We start from the raw sequence: 23,298 nt of genomic DNA on the forward strand, positions 1-23,298 counted from the left end.
AAAAAAATGGCTCATTATTTGGTGATTGCAGCAAGCAGTGCGATTGGTCAGGCGGTAACCCAGGCTTTGCTGGCACAGGGAGATACTGTTTTTACTACCGCCCGTGATGAAAGCAAAATAAAACCCGACGCCATTCTTGATGCGGCTGATTTTAAAGCCGTGGAAGACGTGTTCAGACAGGCTGGTGATATTCAGGGGGTGGTGAATTGCAGCGGTTCATTGTTGCTTAAAGCGGCTCATATGACCAGTCAGGAACAATACCAGTCCGTCATAAATGCGTCGTTGACGACGGCCTTTGCGACCGTACGGGCGGCAGGCTTGACCATGAAACAGGGCGGCTCGGTGGTGCTGATTTCCTCTGCTGCGGCCACGATTGGGCTGGCAAACCATGAAGCCATTGCGGCGGCGAAATCCGCACTGATTGGTCTGGCTCGCTCGGCTGCTGCCACGTATGCCAACACGAATCTCCGCTTCAATGTGGTGGCTCCAGGCCTGGTTGCCTCCCCTCTAACGGCTGGTTTATTGAACAATGAGCTCGCATTGAACGCGTCAAAAGCCATGCACCCTCTCGGACGAGTGGGAAGACCGGATGACATCGCCCGAGCCATTCTTTTTTTAATGGATCCCCAGAACAACTGGATAACAGGTCAGGTTCTCGGCGTCGACGGCGGTTTAGGTTCCGTGCGTGCGAAAATGAAAATTTAATCCGGATTTCTGCATGTCAACATTGTGTTTTGTTTTAGGGGATCAATTAACGCGTTCACTGCACGCTCTGCAGGGCCTTGATAAGCAGAACGATGTTGTTTTTCTCTGTGAAGTGATGGAAGAAGCCACTTACGTCAGGCATCATCCTCAAAAAATCGCGTTCCTCTTTTCAGCCATGCGCCATTTTGCTGAAGAATTGAAGGCCGATGGCTACAGGGTACGTTATATCCAATTGGATGATCCGGTGAATACGGGAAACTTTGACGACGAGTTAAAACGGGCTGTCGTTGAGGAAAAGGCGGCCCGTCTCGTTTTAACCCGTCCAGGCGAATGGCGTGTCTGGCAAAAATTTTCCTCCTGGAAAAAAGAGCTGCCTCTGCCAGTCAACGTGTTCAGGGATAACCGTTTTCTATGTTCAATCCAGGAATTTAAATCCTGGGCTCAGGGAAGAAAACAATTACGGATGGAGTATTTTTATCGCGACATGCGAAAACGGTATCAATTATTAATGGGGGCGGATAATCAGCCTGAAGGCGGGCAATGGAACTATGATGTTGATAATCGCAAGCGTCTAAAACAGCCGCCTGATCTTCCTCAACGGCTAATCCACGAAAAAGATGATATAACCCGGACCGTTTTAAATTTGGTCAATAATCGCTTTCAACATCATTTTGGTACGCTGGACACCTTTAACATGGCGGTCACCCGAGCACAGGCTTTAAACGAAGCATGTTATTTCATTGACCACTACCTGCCTGCTTTTGGTCCTTATCAGGACGCCATGATGACCGGCGAGGCAATGCTTTATCATTCGAAATTATCGGGCTATCTTAATGCCGGGCTGTTATTGCCTCTTGAACTTTGCCAGTGGGTTGAGAAGGCCTACCTGGATAAAAAAGTGGCTTTAAATACGGCGGAGGGCTTTATCCGGCAGGTATTGGGCTGGCGAGAATTTGTCCGTGGGGTTTATTGGTTACACATGCCGGATTATGCGAAGCTCAATTACCTTGAGGCCCAAAGGCCTTTGCCGTCATTTTACTGGGGAGGGCCAACCCGGATGCATTGCCTCAGCGAAGTGGTATCCCACACGCGGGAATACGCCTATTCGCATCATATTCAGCGGCTGATGGTGACGGGTAATTTTGCCTTGTTGGCCGGGCTTAACCCGGAGGATGTCTGTGCGTGGTATCTGGCCGTTTATGCCGATGCGTATGAATGGGTGGAGTTGCCGAATACTCTCGGTATGGCCCTGTTTGCCGATGGCGGTATAATGGCCAGTAAACCGTATGCAGCCAGCGGCAAATACATCCAGCGAATGAGCAATTTTTGTCAATCCTGTGCTTACGATCCCAATGACACAATAGGGCAGGCCGCGTGTCCGTTTAATTCGCTTTACTGGAATTTCCTCCATACTCATCGTCAAAAATTACAAAAAAACACCCGGCTTCATTACGCCTACATGAATTGGGAAAAAATGCCCCACGAAAAACAAAAGGCTATTCTGTCCAAGGCTGTGCATTACCTGAAGCAACTGGCCGACAATACTCTGTAATCGCAGAAGACAAGCCCTCTGTGCGGCAGAGGGCTTTCACAAAGCGGCTTGCTGGTGTACCAGGGCTATTCATAGGCAGCGAGTGCCGCTTCGATAGCAGGGCGCTTGCTTAAGGAGTGATACCAGTTCGCGAGATGAGGAAACTGCTTGCCATCGAGGGGTGTTTTGTAAAAGACCTCATAACAATAAATCCAGGGCCAGATGGCCATGTCGGCAATGGTGTAGTCCTTACCGGCGATGAAATCCTGTTGCATGAGCTGCTTGTCCATGACTGCCATGAGGCGCAATACTTCATCGCTGTAGCGTTTTTTTGCATAAGGAACCTGCTCAGGAGCATAAACGGTAAAATGGCCATATTGACCGAACATGGGGCCTACGCTGCCCACCTGAAAATAACACCATTGCAGCACATTAAATTTGGGCTTTAAGGCCTCGGGTAAAAATTGACCGTGCTTTTCCGCCAGGTATTCAAGAATGGCGACGCTTTCAAACAAATGAAAATCATTGTCGCTGTCATGCAGGGCGGGAATTTTGTTGTTGGGGGAAATCGCTAGAAAGTCGGGCTTGAATTGATCGCCTTCGCGAATATTCACCAGCTTGATTTCATAAGGAACCTGCAATTCCTCGAGTAGAATGGTGGGTTTAAAACCATTGGGTGTGGCAAATGAATAAAGCGTGTACATAATTGTCCTTGTCATCACGTGGAACTTTAAACTATAGCGGACGGATGTCTGTGTTGGGAATAGTTTCTTTATCCTGCCAGACGAGAGGAAAGAGGGCATGGTTAAGTGGTGAGCCGGCGGCTAATTCGTCATTGAGACCGGGAAAGTCCGGCGAGGTGGCCCAGCTTCGCGGGGCATACACCATGTCATCGCCAAGAAAGCGGAGCGAAAAAACCCGTCTTCGGGTGTCGTCTACGCCGGCCGCCGCATGCAGGGTCAGCATATGGAAACACACGACATCGCCGGGCTCAACAGCCCAGCCCAGAATAGGGAAATTCTCGCGCGCTGCGTCAATATCAGGTAATTCTTCGAGCGATCCTTCCGGGAACCATCTGGCCTGATTATCCATGAACGTTCGCGGCATCAGCCAGGGTCCGCGATGAGAGCCGGCGACAAATTCCAGGGTCGAGGCACGGCTGACCGGATCCACTGGAATCCAGAAGCTGACATTCTGATGGCCGCTGACATTGTAGTAGGGTTGATCCTGATGCCAGGGCGTCGGTTGACGGGTGTGAGGCTCCTTGACGAGCAGGTGATCATGATAAAGCCTGACCTGACGGCTATTCATCAATTGGGCGGCGACTTGACCCAGAGGAGAATCAAAAATAATCTGCCGGTAAAAAGCATTTTGCTGCCAGGTGCAGAAATCTTCAATGAAAAAGCCGGGATCGTCCGGACGGCTGGCTACTTTAGCGCGTGGGCTTAACGCGGCCAAATTGAGCTCAATGCCCCGCCGCAACTGGTCAATCTGCCGCGCATTGAGCAATTGCCGCAGGCAAACCGCCCCGTGCCGTGCAAAATCATTCGCGGCCTGCCGAAGCATGCGATGCTCGCTAAACGGAGTGAGGCTGTATCCAGCCCTGGCTGAATGCCACGATAAGAAAGATAAAAAGCGCAAGCGACAGGCCGATACGCCAGCTCAGGGCTTTGACGGTGCGCGTGGTTTTCCCCTCATCCCGGATTAAGAAAAAAAGGCCGCTGCCCAGAGAAATCAGGATAATGAGCATGGCAAGAATGATAACAACTTTAGTCATGGAACAATCCTTAAAAAACTTTCAATTAAAATATCACAAGTTGAACATCGGGGGGTATACTCTCATTTTGATTCACAGCGCGACAAGATTAACCCACATCCATTTATTAATTATGACTCATTTATTCACTGGTAATTATCGATTCGCCCCCAAATGGAGCATGACCCTGCTGACGGTGATTGTGATCGCATTGCTTTCGGGTCTTGGGTATTGGCAAATTATCCGGGCTCATGAAAAAGAGAAAACGCTTGAGCTTGAAGCCCAAAGCGCCAAAAAACCGGTCGCTGACTGGCAGCCTGACAGCTCGCCTCCCGCTCAGTATCAGCGTATTCGCGTACGGGGCAGGTTTGTTCCCACGGTGTTTTTACTGGATAATCAATTTTATGACCACGCGTTTGGCTACCATGTTTTCAACCCCTTACTGCTTGAAAATGGCCAGCTTGTTTTAGTTGACAGAGGGTGGATTAAAGGCAACCTTGATCGTAACCAGTTGCCGGAAGTGACAACGCCGCGACAGCGTTCAGTCATTACCGGCCGTGTTTATTATCCGTCGACCAAGCAATGGGTATTGGGTGAGGCTATTGAGCAAAAAAAAGACAAATATTATGTCATTGAAAAAATTGATGCAAATTTAGTCAGCCAAGTTTTGCATAAATCAGTCTATCCGTTTATCATTCGCCTCAATAAAAATGCTGCGAACGGGTACGTTCGTGAATGGCCGGTGGTGACTCTGTCTCCGCAACGTCATTATGGCTATGCGGTACAGTGGTTTGCCATGGCCCTCGCGGTATTGGTAATTTATATCGTACTGAATCTTAAGAAAACCCATGAAAAAAACTAAAAATCAGAAACTGGCTTTAATTCTACTCGCGCTGATGTTTGCAGCGCCGGCGCCCATTGCTTACCTGTTTTTTAAACACCCCCAGTGGTTGGGCGCCCAGACCAATAAAGGGGAGCTGCTTAAACCCGCCGTGTCGTTCAGTGCCATCAATAACAAGGACAAGTGGCATCTGCTGCTCTGGCATCCGGGCGCCTGTGACTCGGGGTGCAGCCAGCAGATCGAGAGGCTTGCGCGCGTGCGCCTTGCCTTGGGACGGCGGCTTTATGAGGTGGAGCAATGGCTGGTTATCAATGACAGCGATCCGGCCTTGCCTGCGGCTTTGCAGAATGCCCTGCACGAGCAGGATATCCATGTCCTGCGTCTTAATCAGGCCCAGCGTCAGGTGATTGAGCGATTGACTGGCGAAGACCGGGTATTCATCGCGGATCCTAATAGTTACCTGATCCTGTCTTACGGGTTAACAGCCAAATCAGAAGACATATTCCACGATTTAAAACAGTTACTGACCACCGTTGAAAAAAAGAGTAGTTAGCATGCAGACAAAAACCACCCGTTATGCCGCCGTCCTGGCGGTTGCCTTAGCCTTGTTTGTGGTCATGCTCGGGGCTTACACGCGTCTGACGGATGCCGGACTGGGGTGTCCCGACTGGCCGGGATGCTACGGGCATCTGGTCCTGCCGAGCGCGAAACCCGCATTAACCGCGGCCCAGCAATCCTATCCCGATAGCCCCATTGAATCGCGTAAGGCCTGGACAGAGATGGCACATCGTTATGCGGCGGGCACGTTGGGTTTATTGATTGTATTTTTAGGATGCCGCGCGATGGTATCCCGCTTTAAAAAAGAAGCAACGCCCTGGGTGTTGCCAGCGGCTTTGATCGGACTGGTCTTTTTTCAGGCCGCACTGGGCATGTGGACGGTGACGATGAAACTCTTGCCGGTGGTGGTGATGGCCCATCTCCTTGGCGGGATCATTATTTTTTCCTGCTTAAGCTGCCTTTGCCTCCAATCCGTTCACACCGCATCCCCCGCACTGCCTCAATGGCGGTTTGCTGTGGGTCTCGGGTTGATTATCGTATTGATTCAAATTGCCCTGGGCGGCTGGGTCAGCTCCAATTATGCCGGTATTGCCTGCATCGGCTTCCCGCAATGCAATGGCCAATGGTGGCCTGCGCTGCATTTTACTCAGGGATTTAATCTGTTTTCACCGGTTGGGGCGAATTATCAGGGCGGTGTGCTTGATAACGAGGTGCGAGCGACCATTCAAACCATACATCGACTCTGGGCATTGGTAACCGCCGCTTACGTGGTTGGGATGTGTGCAATGATGCTGGCCAGGGTTCCTGACCAAACGTTGAGGTTACTGGCCATTGCCGCCCTGGTGCTCGTTGCTGTCCAGTTCACGTTAGGCATACTGAATGTCCTTTACCTCCTGCCGCTTGGCGTGGCTGTTTTACACAATGGGGTTGCTGCTTTGTTAATGGCAACAGTCTTCATGATGTTTTATCTGACGATGAGGAAACAACGCAATGCAGGCTAAGCATGAACTGGCAACACCGGTAGACTGGCGCGATTACCTTGAACTGTGCAAGCCGCGTGTCGTCGCCCTGATGCTGCTGACGGTGGTGGTGGGGATGTACCTGGCCGCACCCGGGTGGATTCCGCTTTCGACGGTACTGGTGTCTCTGGCAGGCATAGGGCTTTGTGCCGGCAGTGCGGCAGCGATTAATCATCTGGTGGATAAACGCATTGACGCCATTATGGCACGGACTAAAAAAAGACCGGTTGCCCACGGCCGGGTGTCGGTTGCTCAAGCCATTTATTTTGCTGCCGTGTTAGGCGTCAGCGGGCTGGTTTTATTGTGGTTATGGGTCAACACGCTGACGGCGGTGTTAACGTTTATTACCCTCATCGGATATGCGGGCATTTACACCGGCTATTTAAAGCGGGCAACACCGCAGAACATTGTCATCGGCGGTTTAGCCGGTGCAGCGCCGCCGTTACTGGGATGGACGGCAGTGACCAACCAGCTTGATCCTCAAGCCCTGTTGCTGGTGCTGATTATCTTCACCTGGACCCCTCCACATTTCTGGGCTCTGGCGATTTACCGCTTTGAAGAATACCAACATGCGGAAATTCCCATGTTACCGGTAACGCATGGTATTGCGTTCACCAAATTAAATGTGCTGTTGTATACCATTCTATTGCTGGTTGTCAGTATTCTTCCTTTTGCAGTGGGCATGAGCGGATTTTTATATCTGGCAGCGGCTTTGGCGCTGGGGGTTCGTTTTCTTCAGTGGTCGCTTCGTCTGTATCGAACCGAGCAAGGCGTTATCGCCATGCGCACGTTCCGCTTTTCAATTGTGTATTTAATGCTTTTGTTTTGTTTTTTATTGATTGACCATTATCTTTAGGGGGAAACATGACCGCTCAGAAAAATCGAATTAATCTGACAGTGATTTTATTACTGGCTTTTGTTGCACTGGTCACCGGCTTTTTTGTTTCACAGCATCTGCATAAAGGCAAAAAAATCGATGCCTCCCAATTTCATGGGACGCTGCTTGAAACGCCGCGCGGCGTGAATGAGTTCGCCTTAACGGGCATCGATAATCAACCCTTTAATAATCAAAGCCTCAAAGGCCAGTGGACTCTTGTATTCTTTGGTTTTACCAGTTGCGGTTATCTCTGCCCGACCACCATGGCGGAACTGGCAAAAATGTACCGTTCCCTGGAGGAAAAAGGGGTTAATCCCTTACCCCGAGTGGTCATGATTTCAATTGATCCTGAGCGCGATGATCTGCAAAAGCTGGCGGGTTATGTAAAATCCTTCGATCCGCATTTCTATGGCGCGCGGGGCGAGAGCAAAGCAATTAAAAAAATGACACGTGAAATGGGTATTGCCTATGCCAAAGTGGCCATGCCGACGGGTCAGGATGCGCAAAATTACGATGTACAACATAGCGGCACTGTCATGTTGTTCAATCCCGATGGGGAGTTAAGCGCTTTCTTTACTACACCGCATCAGGCATTGACACTGGCCAAGGATTACCAGTTATTGGTCGGTTAATGACTCATACAGGATTAAAATGGATGTGCCCGGGATAGGCCAAGCATAAAGGTAAGTTTTGAGCTAGGCTCTGCTTATAGAATAAAAAAATCAGATTCGGGAACAGCGCGTTATGAAAATTGCAATATTGGCCACTAACCCCCAATTGTATTCCCATCAGCGGCTTAAAGCCGCTGGTGAGGAGGCGGGTCATGAGGTGAGTATTATTAATCCACTCTATTGCTACATGAATGTGGCTGCATCCTGTCCTAAAGTCCATTATCGCGGCGGCGAACCGTTGCCGCATTATGATGCTGTCATTCCCCGCATTGGCGCATCCATCACGTATTATGGAACAGCCGTATTACGTCATATGGAAACCATGGGCATGTATACGGTCAATGAATCGATTGCCATTTCCCGCTCGCGTGACAAGTTTCGATCCCTGCAATTGCTGGCGCGTAAGGGGATCCCCATGCCGCTGACCAGTTTTGCCCAATCCCCTGACGACACCGAAGATTTAATTCGCATGGTAGGCGGTGCGCCGCTGGTGATCAAGTTGCTGGAAGGCACGCAGGGTAAAGGCGTGATTCTCGCCGATAGCCATCAATCCGCGGTCAGCATCATTAATGCCTTTAAAGAAATGTCGGCCAATATTCTGGTTCAGGAATTCATTGAAGAGTCGCGTGGTACCGATATTCGCTGTTTTGTGATTGGCGATAAAGTGGTGGCGGCCATCAAGCGTCAGGCGAAGGAAGGGGAGTTTCGTGCCAACGTGCATCAGGGCGGTAAAGCCATTAAAGTCAAATTATCACCCCAGGAACGCGCCATCGCCGTGGCTGCAGCAAAAACCATGGGTTTAAAGGTAGCGGGCGTGGATTTGATTCGTTCAAACCATGGCCCTTTAGTGCTTGAAATCAATTCATCACCCGGGTTGGAAGGCATTGAAAAGGCAACGCATGTCAATATTGCGGCCAAAGTGATTCAGTTCATTGAGAAAAATGCCAAACCAATAAGCGCCAATCATCGCTTTCATGGGTAATTGCTTCTCTTTTCCGAAAGGCCAGGTCAAGGGACGTTTTCTGAATACTCCTCTCCTGCTGGAGAGGGATTAAGCCAAAAAATAAACCCACACTCGTTCTTAATATTCTCTTAAGAAATTTTATTTAAAATGAACCACCTGTTGTTTTGATATGATTGAAACAACCAAATCTCCTGATGTAATCAAGTGAATTGTTGCAAGGCATGGCTTTGCAACAAGGCTTGATTCACGCGTAGGAAGCCTGAGCGGATTACCATCAAGCCATTAACTGGCCTTCGTTTTTTTTTGTTTCTGTTCGCTTTTTCCAATGAGCCAGTCCGGATTGACTTCCAACTCTTCAGCCAATAGTTTCAGCAGCGCTTCATCGGGGACTGTAACGCCGTTGAGCATGGCTTCGGCTTTAAATTTTGGAATTTTAATCAGCTTGGAAAACACCTCAATGCGTTCGTCACTGCGCAGAGGAACACCTATCGCATCAAGCTCCCGATTAAGACGTTCAGCAAATTGTTTGTTAGGCATGGTTTTCCGTCAAAAGTTTCATTAACTACTTCTATAGCATAAAAAAATTGGATTTTGCAATCTTCTTGGCGGTAAGCTATAAGCTTAAATAACAATACCCTCAATTCACAGCAAGGGAATTGAAAAAGAAGGGAGAATGACGTGGGATCATTGATTACTTTGGGTTTATTGGCAATCTTTGCCATCGCATTTGTTCTAGCTGGTGTAAAAGTGGTCCCACAGTCCGAGGAGTGGACCGTTGAGCGTTTCGGACGTTACACTCAGACGCTTCTGCCCGGCCTGGGTTTAATCATTCCTTTTATTGACAGGGTCACTTATAAAGTGAACATGAGGGAACGGGTATTGGATATTCCGCCTCAGGAAGTCATTTCCTCTGACAACGCCATGGTGACGATTGATGCCGTGTGTTTTTTTCAGGTGGTTGATCCCGCCAAATCGGCCTACCAGGTTGATAATCTTGAACATGCCATTCGTAACCTGACCATGACCAATATCCGTACGGTGCTGGGCTCACTTGAATTGGACGGCATGCTGAGTCAGCGCGATGAAATTAATAATCGTCTGATGCATGTAGTGGATGCCGCCACCAATCCCTGGGGCGTGAAAGTGACCCGCATTGAAATCAGAGATATCCGTCCACCGCAAAACTTAATTGATGCCATGGCTAACCAGATGAAAGCCGAAAGGGAAAAGCGGGCTGCGATTTTAGCCGCGGAGGGGGACAGACAGGCTGAAATCCTGCGTGCGGAAGGGGACAAGCAAGGTCAGATTTTAAGAGCCGAAGCCGATAAACAGGCAGCATTCCTCGCGGCGGAGGCCAGAGAAAGAACAGCCCAGGCGGATGCGAATGCCACTAAAATGGTTTCTGTGGCCATTGCCGAAGGGGATATTAATGCGATCAATTATTTTATCGCCGAAAAATACGTCGATGCCTTAAAAACAATCGGTAATGCTCAAAACAGCAAAATGGTTTTCCTGCCGGTGGAAGCAACCGGTGTCATTGGTGCCTTGGGTGGTATGACTGAAATGCTTAAGAATATCAATCCCAAGAATGTGAACAAAGTTCAATTGTAAGGTCTCTTCATGGCATGGTTATTATATTGGCATTGGTTGGCACTGGCCCTGTTGCTTATCATTGCTGAAACGTTGGGTGCCGCAGGTTTTCTCATTGCGCTAGGCATGGCAGCGGCTATTACGGGGTTTCTCACCTGGCTGCTGCTGATCAGCTGGCAGTGGCAATTGGTCTGGTTTTCCATCTTCAGCATTTTCCTAGCCTATGCCTGGTGGCGTTTTCTTAAACACCGTACGGCTTTGAAACCGCCTTCTCTGATTAATCGTCCCTTTGAATCGATGGTGGGACGGACAGTGACCCTGGTGGAAGCCATTGAAAATGGCCGCGGTAAAATCCGCATCAACGATGCGCACTGGTTTGTAACCGGGCCGGAGTTGCCTGCCGGAACCCGTGTTAAAGTGGTTGGTATCGAAGACGGAACCCTGCTTATCGTCGAGCCGCTTACACCGTAAGCGGTTCTTCCTGCCGTAATTGGCAAATGTCGACCAAGCCCTCCACCCATTGCGGCATGTCATTTAAACAGGGAATGACAGTCAGTTTTTCACCCCCCAGTTTCATCCATTGCAATTGAGCGCGCAGGCCGATTTCTTCCAGCGTTTCCAGGCAATCGGCGACAAAGGACGGGCAGGCCACGGCAAGTCGCTTTATTCCCTGTGAAGCCAGTTCCGCCAGCACCTCATCCGTATAAGGTTTAATCCAGGGCGTTTTACCTAATCTGGATTGAAAGGCAATCTGGTAGTAGCCGGCAGGCAAACCCAGTCGTGCTGCAAGCAGTTGGCCGGTAGCGAAGCATTGCGCCCGATAGCAGGCTTGATTAGGCGCGGCAAGCGGAGGGCAAATGTCAGTACAAACTGTTTCACAACCACTGGCTTTGAGATGACGCTCCGGGATCCCATGGAAACTTAACAGTAAATAATCATGCTCATCCAGGTAAGGTTTAATCCGCTGTGCCTGTGCTGCAAGAAAGCGGGGATGATTATAAAAATCCCGAATGATGTTTAACGAGGGTTGAACCGGTTTTTCGGCCAGTAAGGTCAATACCTTCTCAATGGACGAACCGGTTGCCGCTGAGGAGTATTGAGGATACAAAGGCAACAGGGTGATATGGGTACACTGTTTAAGCTGCTCAAGGGCCTCCTCAATGGAGGGATTACCATAACGCATGCCCAGTGCGACCTGACATCGATTCCCTACAACGGATTGCAATTTCGCGGCTAAATTTCGGCTATGGATAAGCAAAGGAGAACCTTCTTCTTTCCAGATGGCTTGATAAGCATGAGCCGAGCGGCGCGGTCTGAATGGCAGAATAAGCCCATAGAGAAGGGGGTAGCGAATGAGCGCGGGTAAGTCAATTACACGTCGATCGGCTAAAAATTCCCGCAAATAGCGACGCACGGAACGCGTGTTGGGTGCATCGGGCGTGCCGAGATTAATTAACAGGAGACCTTGCTTCATCATGTTCAAATCCAGCATTAAAAAAGGCAATGATACATGATGTTCGGTAACACAGCAGCAAAAAGCTACTGTGTCACTGCATGGAGCGGCTTAAGCTGAAGTGGTTTCAGACAATGCCACCACATTGGAAGCATGTAAGCCTCGATCGCCTTTTTCTACATCGTAACTCACTTGTTGCCCTGGGATCAGTGTTTTATAGCCTGTACCATGAATGGCAGAAAAGTGAACGAAAATATCTTCACCGCCCCCTTCGGGCATGATAAAACCCCATCCCTTGGCATTGTTAAACCATTTGACTTCGCCTGTAGCCATGACTCCTCCTTTTGCTAAAGCTTATCAATCGTCGACTGGATTATCTTCCAGCTGAGCAATTGCATTCGTCCCTAAATGACAATTGTAAACCATAAAAAGCATGGGTTGTTTCTCTCTTGCAAGAGATACAATCCACCATAACGCAAAAGTAGCACCGGGAACAATAGTTTTTTAAAAAAATTCATTTTTTTGTTGACATTGTTAAACATTGAAAACACAAGGGTTATTAGTGAGTGCCTGTCCATTTAAACCCGTCTGCAGGTTGTCTGTATGGGAACAGAGATCATGCGTTTAACATGAGGCTTATCCTGCTGAAAACCAATTCCCCATAAGGATACGACTGCATCAAACCCTTGAGTATACCTTGCGTCGGCAACAAGAGCGGGCTTGCTGCGGGCCAAGATTAAATAGTCATCACTGAACCAGGAAAAAACAGCCAGATCGCGTCGCTGACCTGGCGACAGCGGGAAAGGCAATTGCTTAACTGAAAATAAGACGGCAGGCGAGGCGGGTATTAACGTGTTGTTGCCCCAGAGTGGAATCATGGCGGTGGCGATAAAAAGGCAGGGTGGTTCTTTGGCGATAATCCGCCAACGGGTAGAGCTTGCCAGTTCGGGCATGGCGCGCAGCCGGGTTAAATTCAGATGGTGCGTTTTCGCATAATCCTGCACCAAATGAATAGCCCGCTGGTGCTGCACGCTGTTAAAAACCAAAAACAGGGCTGCTGCAGCAAGGCCGAGCCGGACAGCCTGCGGTTGCTGATGAATGACTGACCAGGCAGTGCCTAAAATCAGAGGTACTGTAAACCAGGGATCAATGATGGACACAATATCCCAGCTGATGCGCCGAAGGCTAAAGGGCCACAGGAGCACGGTGCCATAACTGGTGCAGGCATCCAATAAGCCATGCGTCGCGTAAGCCACCAGCGAGACGGCGATAACCAGACGCCAATGGTGACGGTAATAGGAAAACAGCATCAGCAGAAGAATGCTTAATAAAGCACCTGCTGGAATGAAAGCCAGTGAATGGGTAAAATGGCGATGCCAGAGTTCAATGCGCAGAGGATCGCTTCTTGAGCCGAATAAGATATCGAGATCGGCTGTCATGGCAGCCAAAGCCCCGACTTGCCATGGGATATGCCGGCTGTACCTGCCAAAAAACATTTGAGCACACGCCGCGCCCAGGGCGCCCTGAGTGATTGGATCCATGGCTGATTATTCCAATGAGTTATTCCCTATCATACACTCAGTTAAAGACGGTGACACAGCATGGCTTTCCTCGAGGCGTAATTTTGTTACACTGCGCTTTTACTCTTTTTCCGATTACCATGTCTTTTATTGTTGATCCACGGCTTGAACAGTCGTCACTCTTTCTTTTCGACGCGCCTTTATCGCGAGTGTACCTTAAAAACGAGGCGACTTTCCCCTGGTTAATTCTCGTGCCTCGTCTACCGGGACTGAGCGAGCTTCATCAACTGACTCGTGAGGACAGTCAGCAACTGATGTGCGAAATCAACAAAACCTCAGAACTGGTCAGCCGGTATTTTGAAGCGGAAAAGATCAATGTGGGTGCCCTGGGCAACATTGTGCAACAATTGCACATTCATGTCATTGCTCGTTACAAAGACGATCCGTTGTGGCCACACAGTGTGTGGCAAACGGCTGCGGGTAAATGGTCGATGCCTTATGACGAAGTCAGAGCAGAGGAGTTAACCCGTGCTTTGCGTGAGGCGTTTGCCTGCTCAATGGAGTAAACAGGATCATTCAAATGAAAGCGCCAGCATTGTCCAATGGAAATTCAATACGTTCATTTATTTAGTATATACTTAACTTAAGACCACACCATTGGAGGGCGGCCATGGCAATAGACACCTCACTGGCCAATCACATTCTGGTTGCGATGCCCTCTCTGACTGACCCTAATTTTCAACGCACCGTTGTTTACGTTTGCGAGCATCATGTGCAAGGCACAGTGGGTTTAATCATTAACCGCCCGATGCAGTACCCGTTAAGCCTTGTCTTTGAGCAAATGCAAATCGAACCGGCGAGAAAAGAACGAAGCATGCAACCCTTGCTTTATGGCGGTCCTGTGCAACCGGAACGTGGCTTTGTTATTCATCGCCCGATTGGCGGATGGCGCTCCAGTTTATCCTTGCGGGATGATGTCACAGTGACCACGTCAAGCGACATCATTCGCGCCATTGCTGCCGAAACGGGTCCTAAAGATGCCTTGATTACCTTAGGTTACACCGGTTGGGGAGAAAACCAGCTTGAACAGGAAGTCATGAATAATGTCTGGTTGGTCTGTCCCTACAAATCCGAACTGCTTTATGATGTCCCCTTTTCTGAACGCTGGGAATACGCAGGCCTGCTGATTGGTGTTAAAATGAGTCAATTGTCTTCTGATGCAGGGCATGCTTAATCCGCTGCTCGTTTTCCCCATGGAGTGTTTGAATGCCAGACGGTGTTTATCTGGGCTTTGATTTTGGTTACAAACGCATTGGTGTGGCGGTAGGGCAAACCGTCACGTTAAGCGCCAGGCCTTTGCCGACCTTGGCTGCCAGACAAGGCATTCCTGATTGGCAGCTTGTGACCAGACTGATTGAGCAATGGCAACCTCAAGCCCTGATTGTCGGACTGCCGACCTGCATCGATGGCAGTGAACAATACACCACGCCTCTCGCCCGCCATTTTGCCAAACAATTAAAAAAGCGTTTTTCTCTACCTGTGCATCTGGTCGATGAACGGCTCACGACAGTGGAGGCCCGTTCGCAGTTGTTTGCCGAAGGGGGATATCGTAAACTTAAAAATTCTCAAATCGACAGTACTGCTGCCTGTATTATTCTTGAGCAGTGGTTGCAATATCCACATTAAACGAGTTCACCATGAATCATTTTCTAGATATTAATCAGCTTTCAACAGCGGATGTCGAGGCCTTATTGCAACGTGCCTTCCAGTTTAAAAAACAAGGTCAATTCCCGGATTATTCTTCACATGCGCTGGCTAATCTTTTTTATGAAAACAGCACCCGGACGCGCATCAGCTTTGAACTGGCGGCCAAGCGGCTGGGTGTGACTGTTGTTAATCTGGATTTGCAGAGCTCCTCGGTCAGTAAGGGAGAGTCGATTGAGGACACGATTAAAACCCTGTCCGCCATGGATATTAATCTCTTCGTTATCCGGCACACACAGGAAGGTCTCCAGGAAGCGCTGGCGCAGCAATTACAGGACAGCCCTGTGCAGATCATCAATGCTGGCGACGGCAAACACGCGCACCCGACTCAGGCCATGCTGGATTGGATGACCATTGCTGAGAAAAAGAAAGATCTTAAGCAATTAAAAATTGCAGTAGTAGGGAATCTTCGCCATTCACGAGTGGCTAATTCATTGCAGGCTCTCTGCAAGCTCATGGGTGTGGGCGAATTAATGCTGGTTGCTCCCGAGATCTGGCAACCGGAGGAAGTTCATTATGGACGCCTCACCGAGAGCTTGCGTGAAGGGATTAGCGGGGCGGATGTAGTGATGTGCCTTCGCGTACAACGCGAGCGTCTTGGTAAAAAAGAGCACATGGATCTCTCAACCTACCACCACTTCTTTACCTTGACTCAAGAGCGTTTGGCTCTGGCAAAACCGGATGCCATTGTCATGCATCCTGGACCAATTAATCGCGGCGTGGAAATTGAAAGCGAAGTCGCTGATGGGCCGCAATCCGTGATTCTTGAGCAGGTGCATAACGGTGTATTTATGCGCATGGCCATTATCGAATCGCTGATTCAAAAGCAGATCGGATTAAAAGCCGCGAATTAACGAAGCCGTTAAAAACACGCCAATGATAAAAACAATGACTGCAAGCAGCGCATCGAAAAAGAACGTGGGGATATAATCCCCCGTTGTGATCTGCTTTTTGAGCTTATGATAACGGATAAAAGCGACAGGGCAAATCAGGGCCCCGAGCGCGACAAGCAGAATGCCGACCATCGCAGAGTAACTTTGCAGGCTGGGGGACACGTTGTTCATCAGCGGCAGATGGGCTTTATGAAAAAAACTGGCTGCCTGCCGCAGGAACAGGGAAAATTTTTCCACAACAAAACCAAATGCCATGATGCCGATACTGGTTCTTATCCAGGCCAGAAACGTCCGTTCATTGGCGAGATGATCGCGAACAGTGGCGGTTTCAATCTTGGCTTTGTTATTCATCATGGGAGTCCTGTCAAGGTCTAAGCTTTTTCTGAAGCCGGGTATCTCGATTGCACAGCCTTCCATTCTAGGAATTTACTGCGGCATCTGCAAACATTGTTTGAACGACAGAGCCTGTTGCAAGGCGGATCGTTTAACCTGCTCCTCACCTTTCATGTCGGCAATGGTACGGGCCACCTTCAAAAAGCGATGGTAAGCGCGGGCAGACAGTTGCAGTTTGTCCAGCACCTGCGACAGGAACGCCTTTTCTTCCTTGCCCAGGTAACAGACCTGTTCACAGGCTTTGCTTTCAAGCCGGGCATTCAGCCTGCCCTGCCTTCTGATTTGCAGTGCGCGTAACGCCTGCACCTGAAGCCGGATGCGCTGACTTTCTCCTTCCTGGGTTGGAGTGGCCTTGAGTAATTCCTGGTGTGACAACGCCTGCAAATTCACCTGCATGTCGATGCGATCGAGAAGCGGGGCTGATAATTTGCCCAGGTAGCGTTTAATTCGATCCGGTGTACACAGGCAATTGGCCCTGGGATTGCCCCATTGCCCGCAGGGACATGGATTCATGGCGGCAATGAACTGGAATTCCGCCGGAAAGTCAGTCTGCATGGCAGCACGTGAAATCGAAATAAGCCCTGATTCAAGGGGTTGGCGCAAGGTCTCCAACACCTGCTTATGAAATTCAGGCAACTCATCAAGAAAAAGGATGCCGTGGTGTGCTAACGAAATTTCCCCGGGTTTGGGCGGACTGCCTCCGCCTACCAGCGCGACGGGCGAGGCCGTGTGATGAGGGGAGCGGAAAGGGGGAATACGCCAGTGTTCATAGGGTGGCAGTTTGCCTCGAAGCGAATGGATCGCGGCACATTCTAAAGCCTGCGTTTCGCTCAATTCAGGAAGCAGGGTGGTGAAGCGTTTCGCCAGCATGGTTTTGCCGCTGCCCGGCGGCCCGTTTAATAAAAGGCTATGACCGCCGCAGGCTGCGATGACCATGGCCTGTTTGGCGTGGTACTGCCCTTTGACGTCTGACCAGTCCAACCCCGGCTCAACGGCTGAAGGGGGAGGCAGGACCGGTAGCGTATCAAGCGGTGTCTGGTGGAGAAGATAATCACAGACTTGCCGCAGGCTGCCCGCACTAAACACCTGATCGTAACCGGTGAGCGCGGCTTCACGTGCATTCGCTTCGGCAATGATTAAGCGCCGCTGTTCACGTCGGGCAGCCACCACGCTGGGAATAATCGGCGTGTGGCCGCGTAATTCGCCGCTTAACGCCAGCTCACTGATAAACTCATGGGAGGCCAATGCCTCCGAGGGAATTTGCCCCGATGCAGCCAATATGCCCAAGGCAATGGGTAAATCAAAGCCGCTGCCGGTTTTGGGTAAATCAGCCGGCGCAAGATTGACCGTGATTTTACGGCAGGGGAATTCAAATTGGCTGTTAATGATGGCACTGCGTACGCGATCCTTGCTTTCTTTCACGGCGGTTTCAGCAAGACCGACGATAGTAAATTGCGGCAGGCCATTGGATAAATGCACTTCAACATGCACCGCCCTGGCATGAATGCCCTGTGCGCTACGAGTATAGGTTAACGCGAGATTCATTGATTTCCTTAATGATTGGACTTAAATGTCAGTTGAGGTACAGAGTCCTTCCAATGCCCTGTACAATCGAACCGCTTAGTGCGTGTGATGTTTAGCCATCAGGGCCTCCACCTGCTCATTCAATGCGTCCAGTTTTTCACGGGTTCTGGCCAGTACTTTGGTTTGAATATCAAATTCTTCACGCGTAACCAGATCCATACGGTCAAAAGCGGCCTGTAAAACATCCTTGAATTTTTGTTGAATCTCTTTTTCAAAATTCTGTAGACTGACAGGCAAGGTAGAAAAAAGTTTTTGGGCTAAATCATCGAATTGTTTTGGATCAAACATGCTAATCTCCCGGCGAGGATTGTTCTTTGGGTGCCAGTCTAACAAAAATTAGACCTTGCAGTCATGTATTTATTAAATGAGTAACTAGGGGACGTTGTCATGAAAATGCTAACCGCGATTATTAAACCATTCAAACTGGATGATGTGCATGAAGCGTTGATGGAAATTGGAGTACCGGGCATCACCATCTCCGAAACGCGGGGTTTTGGGCGTCAGAAAGGACATACCGAATTGTATCGCGGAGCGGAGTATGTGGTGGATTTCCTGCCGAAAATTAAAATTGAACTCGCCCTGCCGGATAACATGGTCGAACCGGCCATTGACGCCATCTGCAAGGCTGCTTACACCGGCAAAATTGGCGATGGTAAAATCTTTGTATACAACCTTGAGCAGGTCGTGCGTGTACGCACCGGCGAGGTGGGTGAAGACGCAATCGGTTAATCCCGAAGCGTCCTGTTTATAAAATCCCATTCACCCTGGCTCACAGGCAGGACCGATAAACGGTTCCCTTTTCGCAGCAGGGGCATGTTTGAAAGTTCGGGGTATTGCTTTAAGGTATCCAGCGCAATCAGATGATTGAATTTTTCTTTAAAGCGGATATCCACCATATACCAGCGGGGATTCTCCGGTGTGCTTTTGTCATCGGGGTGCTCGCTTAAGGGATCAAACGCGGTGTGATCGGGATAAGCTGTGCGGGTGACTTCGGCAATGCCGGCAATGCCGGGGGGATTGCAGTTGGAGTGATAGAAAAAGACCTGATCGCCAAGCTGCATCTGATCGCGCATGAAATTACGCGCCTGGTAATTGCGCACGCCATCCCAGTGTGTGGTTTGGCCGGGGGCGTTTTGCAAGTCATCAATACTGAAACAGGAAGGTTCCGACTTCATCAGCCAGTAGTTAGGCATTAAATACTCCAGTAAACGTGTTTGGGGGTAATGGTGGCATGCAGACGGATATCCCATTGCTGAGGGAAAAGATACGCTTGCCGCTGAAATTCATAGGCTACGCCAACCAGCAGAGGAGAGGCGGTGCCGGCTAAGGTCCTGTCATAATACCCGGCCCCCATGCCAATCCGTGCGCCCAACAGGTCAAAGGCGACAAGCGGCAGGAAAATGATATCCAGTTCATGAGGTGAGATGGCTTCGCTGCGTGCAACATCCGGCTCATTAATTCCAAATCGATTGGTAATAAAAGAAGTCGCTGGCGTAGCGGGCAAAAACGACAGGGTTTTGTCGTCATTCAAACTGGGAAAGTAGCAATATTTTCCTTGCATTGGCGCGGAACGCCAGATGGCACTTAGATCAATCTCTCCCTGCGTGGCCTGGTAAAGGGCGATGCGCCGGGCCTGGCGGTATTGTTGAAGTGCTTTAATACGCTCACATACCTTAAGGGATGCGTTTTGCTGATAATCGAGCGAGAGCCTGCCACGCAAACCACGTAAAGCCTGCCTCAATGCATTTTTTAACGGATCAGCCATAACCTATGCTTTTTTGTTTCATTTTTTTATTATTGCCCAGATATGGCAATGACTCAACATTTGTCATAAAAAGCCATGACGGCTTGAGCGTGAAAATTTTTTGCAAATACTCTAGGAAAATTTAAAAAAATAAGTTATACAGCTGGAAAATTTTGTTGGGTTCTTTATTCAAAATTTTTTAGCTGAGGGTTAACTATGACTGAATTATTTGAAGGCGAAGAAGAAGACATCATCGAAGAGGAATCGTTTGTCAATGACGGGGACGACATCGACATTGATGTGGACGCGTTAGCGGCTGTGGATGGCACGCTGGATGCCCGTCGCCGGCTGGAAAATATGCTGGAAGAAAAACGTCTGCGTGAAGAGCTTGACGATTTTCTTGATTACTGAACATGCCGCCTCTTTCGCCTGATCACACGGCACTCAGTCCGTTTACAAGGGACGACAGGATTTATCTCGGTGAAGGGCTTTTTGAAACCCTGCGTGTGCAGGCTGGAAAGCCCTGTTATCCTGACTTGCACTGGCAGCGTTTGCACGATTCCGCCGCCCGTCTCCACATTGCCATTGAACTGCCTTATGCCGACTGGCTGCAACGCCTTCAGCAATGCCTGCTTGAACCCAAAGAGCCGGTGAATGGCGTGAAGGCCTTATTAAGCGGCGGACGGGCAGCCAGAGGGCTTTTAACGACAGGCACTGATCCTCAATTAGTACTGACAGCGTTCCATTATTCACCGGTTACCACCCCGCTCACGCTGGTATCCTCCAGTTGGCAGCGGGATCGCAACAACCCCGTGTATGGCTTCAAGTCGATTAATTACCTCGAAGCGATTATGGCCCGGCGCCAAGCGGCAGAGCGTGGAGCTGATGAGGTGCTTTTTTACAACATGGAAGGCGAGGCGACTGAAACCACGGTTGCCAATCTGTTTATGATTAGCGGCAATCGCCTCTATACTCCGCCATTGTCCTGCGGTTTGCTGGCGGGGATTATCCGGCAGCGGCTACTGACTAAAGCGGGTGATTGGGGGGTAGTCTGTCAGGAGTCGCCTTTAACGCAGCACCAGTTGTATGACGCCGATGCGCTTTTTGTCTGTAATGCGCTTCAGGGCGTGCAAGCCGTTCAACGGCTCGATAACACCGCTTACGACAGCCATCATCCGTTGTTTCTTTTGTTACGAGAAAAACTTAAGGACGATGCGCTCGCTTAAATGAGTCCTGGTTTTCTTTTGTTATTAGCAGGGCCATTAAGACTTTTGGGCTAATCTGGAAAGCCCATCCATTGCCGCATCCCAACTGTCCTCGGAACAATTACTGTCCTCGGAACAATCAGGAGCCAGTAGATTGACAATGTGATTAAGTTCATCCTTCAGGTAACTTCCAAACGAATGGTGGTGAAAGCGTAAATGGGTTGTGTTTCGCAGGAGCGTTATTATTTCTTTGATGCTGGTTGTTTGCGAAATGCTGCTGGACAATTGGTTGGCATTATCCCTTCCCTGCTGTCCATGGCGAAAGAAACTGAACAGACCGCGCTTAAGGCCCCGATCGTGCAAGCCCAGTGTATGATAGCTCAGGTAATCCGATGATGCCTTTAAAACGGCGTTTTGGATTTCTTTATACAGTGGCGTTTCGTCATAAAGCTTTGAAGTGGACAGGGGCGATGTTGAGTGAGCAGGAGCGAGCGGGTTGAGGTCGTTGAGTGATAACGCAGGTTCTGAGTCCAATCGTTCTTCGACCTCCTGTTTACCGGAATTGACTTTCTCTTTGAATAAATCCTGATTCAGCGCCCTGATTTTGTTAAGCGGCGTTAAGCCATCACATTCGATGAGACTCCCTATCTCATCGGAATTAGCCGCGTTATATAACTTTCCATTCTTGATGCGATAGAGAATATGTTCATTTTTTTGATTCGCTTCATCAAAATAAGAGAGGACAAACGAGAAGTAACCTGGCATTTGTCTGGATGCGGGCCGCAATACAAAAGACGGGATGGACTTGTCCTTCTCGAACATGTCTTTAACCGCCTTATCGGCTTTCGTGCGATCGGTTAAATCCTTACGGAAATAAGGTGAGCACTGAATTTCAATAATCGCTTTGGATAGAAGTTTTACCGTCTGCGTGGCCTGGATGCCTTCCACTCCCTGCGCTGTGAAAAAAACGGCCCTCTTGTTTTGGGATTCAAACAACCCTTCCCGGTTGCACTCGAAAATACGCACCGTGTTCGGTTGGGCGGTTCTGAAGCGTAATCTTCCCTCAGGCATGTAATGATCATCGGGATTGAAGGCTGAAGTGCCATCGTTTATCAGGTTTTCGCGTGGCTCAGGTTTGCCGTCAAAACGCAGCATCTCGACCGTGGAGGCAATGATGCGGGTATGAATGCCTTTCTCCTGAAAAAGAAGCGCCAGTTTGGCGGCCACACTGTCGACACCGCCGCCCCCTGCCTCGCAGGCCCAGAGGACAATTGTTAAGGTATCGTTTTCCTGTAATTGCGAGTCAGCAAGAATGAGATCTCTGAAATTTTCCAGAGACCATTTTTGTTTCGTAGCGGTGTTGACGTTGATATAGAGTCCGCTAAACCCGTTAGAACCCAAACTGCTATGTCCTGTGATATAGACTGTACTGCCGTTGCCAATCCGTTCAAACACGGGTTTTTCATGCGCGCGCGCCTTACTGTCCTTATGCATTTTGACTACGGGTAATCCCGTAATGGCATGCAGTGCCAGGGCTGTACCGCCTTCCTGAGGGAAGGCCTCCCGCCGTTGCGGAGTCTGACTGCTGATAATCAGGCTTTGCTGGGGGTAAAAAATAATTTTTTTGGTGTCCAGGCGGTATTCTTTTTCGCCGAGGCTTTTTAGAAAAGTAAGGTGTTCATTTTTTCTGACCAGGGGTGCACAGGGATAAGAGATGAGCAGGGGCTTGTTACTTCCGTCGATGGCGTAGTGGTTAACGCCTATGCGGGCAGGTTCGCCTGCATAACTCGTTTTGATTAATCGCACCTTTTTTCCACGCGCGCCCGCAAAGCAGCCGGCGACAAAATCCGGGTGGCTTCCTGACGTGATAATTGCCTGCCCATCGTCTTCATCGATCAGGCCAAGCACAGTCTTATTTAAATGGATTTTTTTCGCATACTCTATCCCCATTTCGTAGGCCATTGTTTTCTCTGAGCTTACTGCAGGTGCGTGTGCATTGTTAGTCTCAAAACATACTGCTTCAAAATCAAAAAATGAGAACATAATAATCAGCTTCTGGTTGCATAGAGCAAGTTTACCGAAATAGTCTATTAGGTGAGAAGTAGTTTTGAAAAAATTAGCCGAGAGGCGTTCGATTAATTCGTTTGATTACACCGCTGAATACCGTGTCATGTCGCGATTAAGCGATGTTAGTATCATTTTATTCAAAACGCACTAGAAAATTTTGTGC

General features: G+C 49.4%; 30 protein-coding genes. 17 read left to right on the top strand and 13 right to left on the bottom strand.

The window, feature by feature from the left end:
* Positions 1–6: 6 nt before the first annotated feature.
* Positions 7–705, top strand: coding sequence for an SDR family NAD(P)-dependent oxidoreductase (locus Lrub_RS09955; protein WP_058531956.1), 699 nt, complete (start codon positions 7–9; stop codon positions 703–705).
* Positions 706–718: 13 nt separating this feature from the next.
* Positions 719–2,257, top strand: a complete 1,539-nt coding sequence (locus Lrub_RS09960) for a cryptochrome/photolyase family protein (protein WP_058531957.1) — start codon at positions 719–721, stop codon at positions 2,255–2,257.
* Positions 2,258–2,322: 65 nt separating this feature from the next.
* Here the strand turns inward: Lrub_RS09960 and Lrub_RS09965 are convergent, their stop codons facing one another.
* From Lrub_RS09965 to Lrub_RS09975, 3 genes are read right to left on the bottom strand one after another with little or no spacing between them, the layout of a single operon-like run.
* Positions 2,323–2,940, bottom strand: a complete 618-nt coding sequence (locus Lrub_RS09965) for a glutathione S-transferase N-terminal domain-containing protein (RefSeq protein ID WP_058531958.1) — start codon at positions 2,938–2,940, stop codon at positions 2,323–2,325.
* A gap of 31 nt (positions 2,941–2,971) precedes the next feature.
* Positions 2,972–3,802: a phytanoyl-CoA dioxygenase family protein gene (locus Lrub_RS09970; RefSeq protein ID WP_058531959.1), complete on the bottom strand. Its 831-nt coding sequence runs from the start codon at positions 3,800–3,802 to the stop codon at positions 2,972–2,974.
* A 10-nt stretch (positions 3,803–3,812) separates the two neighbouring features.
* A complete protein-coding gene (locus tag Lrub_RS09975; protein ID WP_058531960.1) occupies positions 3,813–4,013 on the bottom strand; it encodes a twin transmembrane helix small protein in 201 nt (66 codons plus the stop codon).
* Between the two features lie 112 nt (positions 4,014–4,125).
* Between Lrub_RS09975 and Lrub_RS09980 the strand changes: the two genes are divergently transcribed.
* The 6 genes from Lrub_RS09980 to rimK all read left to right on the top strand — a co-directional run bounded on the left by Lrub_RS09980 (position 4,126) and on the right by rimK (position 8,940).
* Complete coding sequence (locus Lrub_RS09980) at positions 4,126–4,854, top strand: SURF1 family protein (protein ID WP_065235764.1); 729 nt, start codon at positions 4,126–4,128, stop codon at positions 4,852–4,854.
* The gene (locus Lrub_RS09985) at positions 4,841–5,386 is read left to right on the top strand and encodes a hypothetical protein (protein WP_058531962.1); all 546 of its coding nucleotides are present in this window, start codon (positions 4,841–4,843) and stop codon (positions 5,384–5,386) included. Before Lrub_RS09980 ends, Lrub_RS09985 begins: the two co-directional genes overlap by 14 nt.
* Position 5,387: 1 nt before the next feature.
* A complete protein-coding gene (locus Lrub_RS09990; RefSeq protein WP_058531963.1) occupies positions 5,388–6,392 on the top strand; it encodes a COX15/CtaA family protein in 1,005 nt (334 codons plus the stop codon).
* Complete coding sequence (gene cyoE / locus Lrub_RS09995; RefSeq protein ID WP_058531964.1) at positions 6,382–7,266, top strand: heme o synthase; 885 nt, start codon at positions 6,382–6,384, stop codon at positions 7,264–7,266. The genes Lrub_RS09990 and cyoE overlap by 11 nt, the downstream gene beginning before the upstream one ends.
* An 8-nt stretch (positions 7,267–7,274) precedes the next feature.
* Positions 7,275–7,919: an SCO family protein gene (locus Lrub_RS10000; RefSeq protein ID WP_058531965.1), complete on the top strand. Its 645-nt coding sequence runs from the start codon at positions 7,275–7,277 to the stop codon at positions 7,917–7,919.
* 112 nt (positions 7,920–8,031) lie between these two features.
* Complete coding sequence (gene rimK / locus Lrub_RS10005; protein WP_058531966.1) at positions 8,032–8,940, top strand: 30S ribosomal protein S6--L-glutamate ligase; 909 nt, start codon at positions 8,032–8,034, stop codon at positions 8,938–8,940.
* Positions 8,941–9,204: 264 nt separating this feature from the next.
* Here the strand turns inward: rimK and Lrub_RS10010 are convergent, their stop codons facing one another.
* A complete protein-coding gene (locus tag Lrub_RS10010; protein WP_058531967.1) occupies positions 9,205–9,459 on the bottom strand; it encodes a hypothetical protein in 255 nt (84 codons plus the stop codon).
* A gap of 141 nt (positions 9,460–9,600) precedes the next feature.
* Here Lrub_RS10010 and Lrub_RS10015 point away from each other — a divergent pair, with 141 nt between their 5' ends.
* Positions 9,601–10,533, top strand: coding sequence for an SPFH domain-containing protein (locus Lrub_RS10015; RefSeq protein WP_058531968.1), 933 nt, complete (start codon positions 9,601–9,603; stop codon positions 10,531–10,533).
* Positions 10,534–10,542: 9 nt separating this feature from the next.
* Positions 10,543–10,983: an NfeD family protein gene (locus Lrub_RS10020; protein WP_058531969.1), complete on the top strand. Its 441-nt coding sequence runs from the start codon at positions 10,543–10,545 to the stop codon at positions 10,981–10,983.
* On the opposite strand, the gene hemH is transcribed toward Lrub_RS10020, so the two are convergent.
* From hemH to Lrub_RS10035, 3 genes are all read right to left on the bottom strand, one after another.
* Positions 10,973–11,986, bottom strand: coding sequence for a ferrochelatase (gene hemH / locus Lrub_RS10025; protein WP_058532277.1), 1,014 nt, complete (start codon positions 11,984–11,986; stop codon positions 10,973–10,975). The genes Lrub_RS10020 and hemH overlap by 11 nt on opposite strands.
* Positions 11,987–12,076: 90 nt before the next feature.
* Complete coding sequence (locus Lrub_RS10030; protein WP_058531970.1) at positions 12,077–12,298, bottom strand: cold-shock protein; 222 nt, start codon at positions 12,296–12,298, stop codon at positions 12,077–12,079.
* Positions 12,299–12,543: 245 nt separating this feature from the next.
* A complete protein-coding gene (locus Lrub_RS10035; RefSeq protein WP_058531971.1) occupies positions 12,544–13,506 on the bottom strand; it encodes a metal-dependent hydrolase in 963 nt (320 codons plus the stop codon).
* A gap of 119 nt (positions 13,507–13,625) precedes the next feature.
* Here Lrub_RS10035 and Lrub_RS10040 point away from each other — a divergent pair, with 119 nt between their 5' ends.
* The 4 genes from Lrub_RS10040 to Lrub_RS10055 all read left to right on the top strand — a co-directional run bounded on the left by Lrub_RS10040 (position 13,626) and on the right by Lrub_RS10055 (position 16,103).
* Entirely contained in the window at positions 13,626–14,051 is a 426-nt protein-coding gene (locus tag Lrub_RS10040) for an HIT domain-containing protein (protein WP_058532278.1), read from the top strand.
* Between the two features lie 104 nt (positions 14,052–14,155).
* Positions 14,156–14,719 (top strand): YqgE/AlgH family protein, encoded by a 564-nt coding sequence (locus Lrub_RS10045; protein ID WP_058531972.1) that lies wholly within the window; start codon positions 14,156–14,158, stop codon positions 14,717–14,719.
* A 32-nt stretch (positions 14,720–14,751) separates the two neighbouring features.
* Positions 14,752–15,171, top strand: a complete 420-nt coding sequence (gene ruvX / locus Lrub_RS10050; protein WP_058531973.1) for a Holliday junction resolvase RuvX — start codon at positions 14,752–14,754, stop codon at positions 15,169–15,171.
* 11 nt (positions 15,172–15,182) lie between these two features.
* Complete coding sequence (locus tag Lrub_RS10055) at positions 15,183–16,103, top strand: aspartate carbamoyltransferase catalytic subunit (protein ID WP_058531974.1); 921 nt, start codon at positions 15,183–15,185, stop codon at positions 16,101–16,103.
* Here the strand turns inward: Lrub_RS10055 and Lrub_RS10060 are convergent.
* From Lrub_RS10060 to ubiK, 3 genes are all read right to left on the bottom strand, one after another.
* A complete protein-coding gene (locus tag Lrub_RS10060; protein ID WP_058531975.1) occupies positions 16,086–16,496 on the bottom strand; it encodes a YidH family protein in 411 nt (136 codons plus the stop codon). The two genes, Lrub_RS10055 and Lrub_RS10060, sit on opposite strands and share 18 nt — an antisense overlap.
* A gap of 72 nt (positions 16,497–16,568) precedes the next feature.
* A complete protein-coding gene (locus tag Lrub_RS10065; protein WP_058531976.1) occupies positions 16,569–18,080 on the bottom strand; it encodes a YifB family Mg chelatase-like AAA ATPase in 1,512 nt (503 codons plus the stop codon).
* 75 nt (positions 18,081–18,155) lie between these two features.
* Positions 18,156–18,407 carry a ubiquinone biosynthesis accessory factor UbiK gene (gene ubiK, locus Lrub_RS10070; RefSeq protein ID WP_058531977.1) on the bottom strand — a complete coding sequence of 84 codons (252 nt, stop codon included), beginning with the start codon at positions 18,405–18,407 and terminating at the stop codon, positions 18,156–18,158.
* A 99-nt stretch (positions 18,408–18,506) separates the two neighbouring features.
* Between ubiK and Lrub_RS10075 the strand changes: the two genes are divergently transcribed.
* A complete protein-coding gene (locus Lrub_RS10075; protein WP_058525665.1) occupies positions 18,507–18,848 on the top strand; it encodes a P-II family nitrogen regulator in 342 nt (113 codons plus the stop codon).
* Here Lrub_RS10075 and Lrub_RS10080 read toward each other — a convergent pair.
* Entirely contained in the window at positions 18,845–19,312 is a 468-nt protein-coding gene (locus tag Lrub_RS10080) for an EVE domain-containing protein (RefSeq protein ID WP_058531978.1), read from the bottom strand. The genes Lrub_RS10075 and Lrub_RS10080 overlap by 4 nt on opposite strands.
* Positions 19,312–19,884: a 5-formyltetrahydrofolate cyclo-ligase gene (locus Lrub_RS10085; RefSeq protein ID WP_058531979.1), complete on the bottom strand. Its 573-nt coding sequence runs from the start codon at positions 19,882–19,884 to the stop codon at positions 19,312–19,314. The genes Lrub_RS10080 and Lrub_RS10085 overlap by 1 nt, the downstream gene beginning before the upstream one ends.
* Before the next feature lie 195 nt (positions 19,885–20,079).
* On the opposite strand from Lrub_RS10085, the gene Lrub_RS10090 reads away from it, so the two are divergent.
* Both Lrub_RS10090 and Lrub_RS10095 read left to right on the top strand, forming a co-directional pair.
* Positions 20,080–20,274 carry a PA3496 family putative envelope integrity protein gene (locus Lrub_RS10090; protein ID WP_058531980.1) on the top strand — a complete coding sequence of 65 codons (195 nt, stop codon included), beginning with the start codon at positions 20,080–20,082 and terminating at the stop codon, positions 20,272–20,274.
* Between the two features lie 2 nt (positions 20,275–20,276).
* Positions 20,277–21,089: an aminotransferase class IV gene (locus tag Lrub_RS10095; RefSeq protein ID WP_058531981.1), complete on the top strand. Its 813-nt coding sequence runs from the start codon at positions 20,277–20,279 to the stop codon at positions 21,087–21,089.
* 36 nt (positions 21,090–21,125) lie between these two features.
* On the opposite strand, the gene Lrub_RS10100 is transcribed toward Lrub_RS10095, so the two are convergent.
* Positions 21,126–23,111: a hypothetical protein gene (locus Lrub_RS10100; RefSeq protein WP_133134041.1), complete on the bottom strand. Its 1,986-nt coding sequence runs from the start codon at positions 23,109–23,111 to the stop codon at positions 21,126–21,128.
* Positions 23,112–23,298: the final 187 nt, after the last annotated feature.

The sequence above is a fragment of the Legionella rubrilucens genome, from assembly GCF_001468125.1.
GTDB classification, from domain to species: domain Bacteria; phylum Pseudomonadota; class Gammaproteobacteria; order Legionellales; family Legionellaceae; genus Legionella_C; species Legionella_C rubrilucens.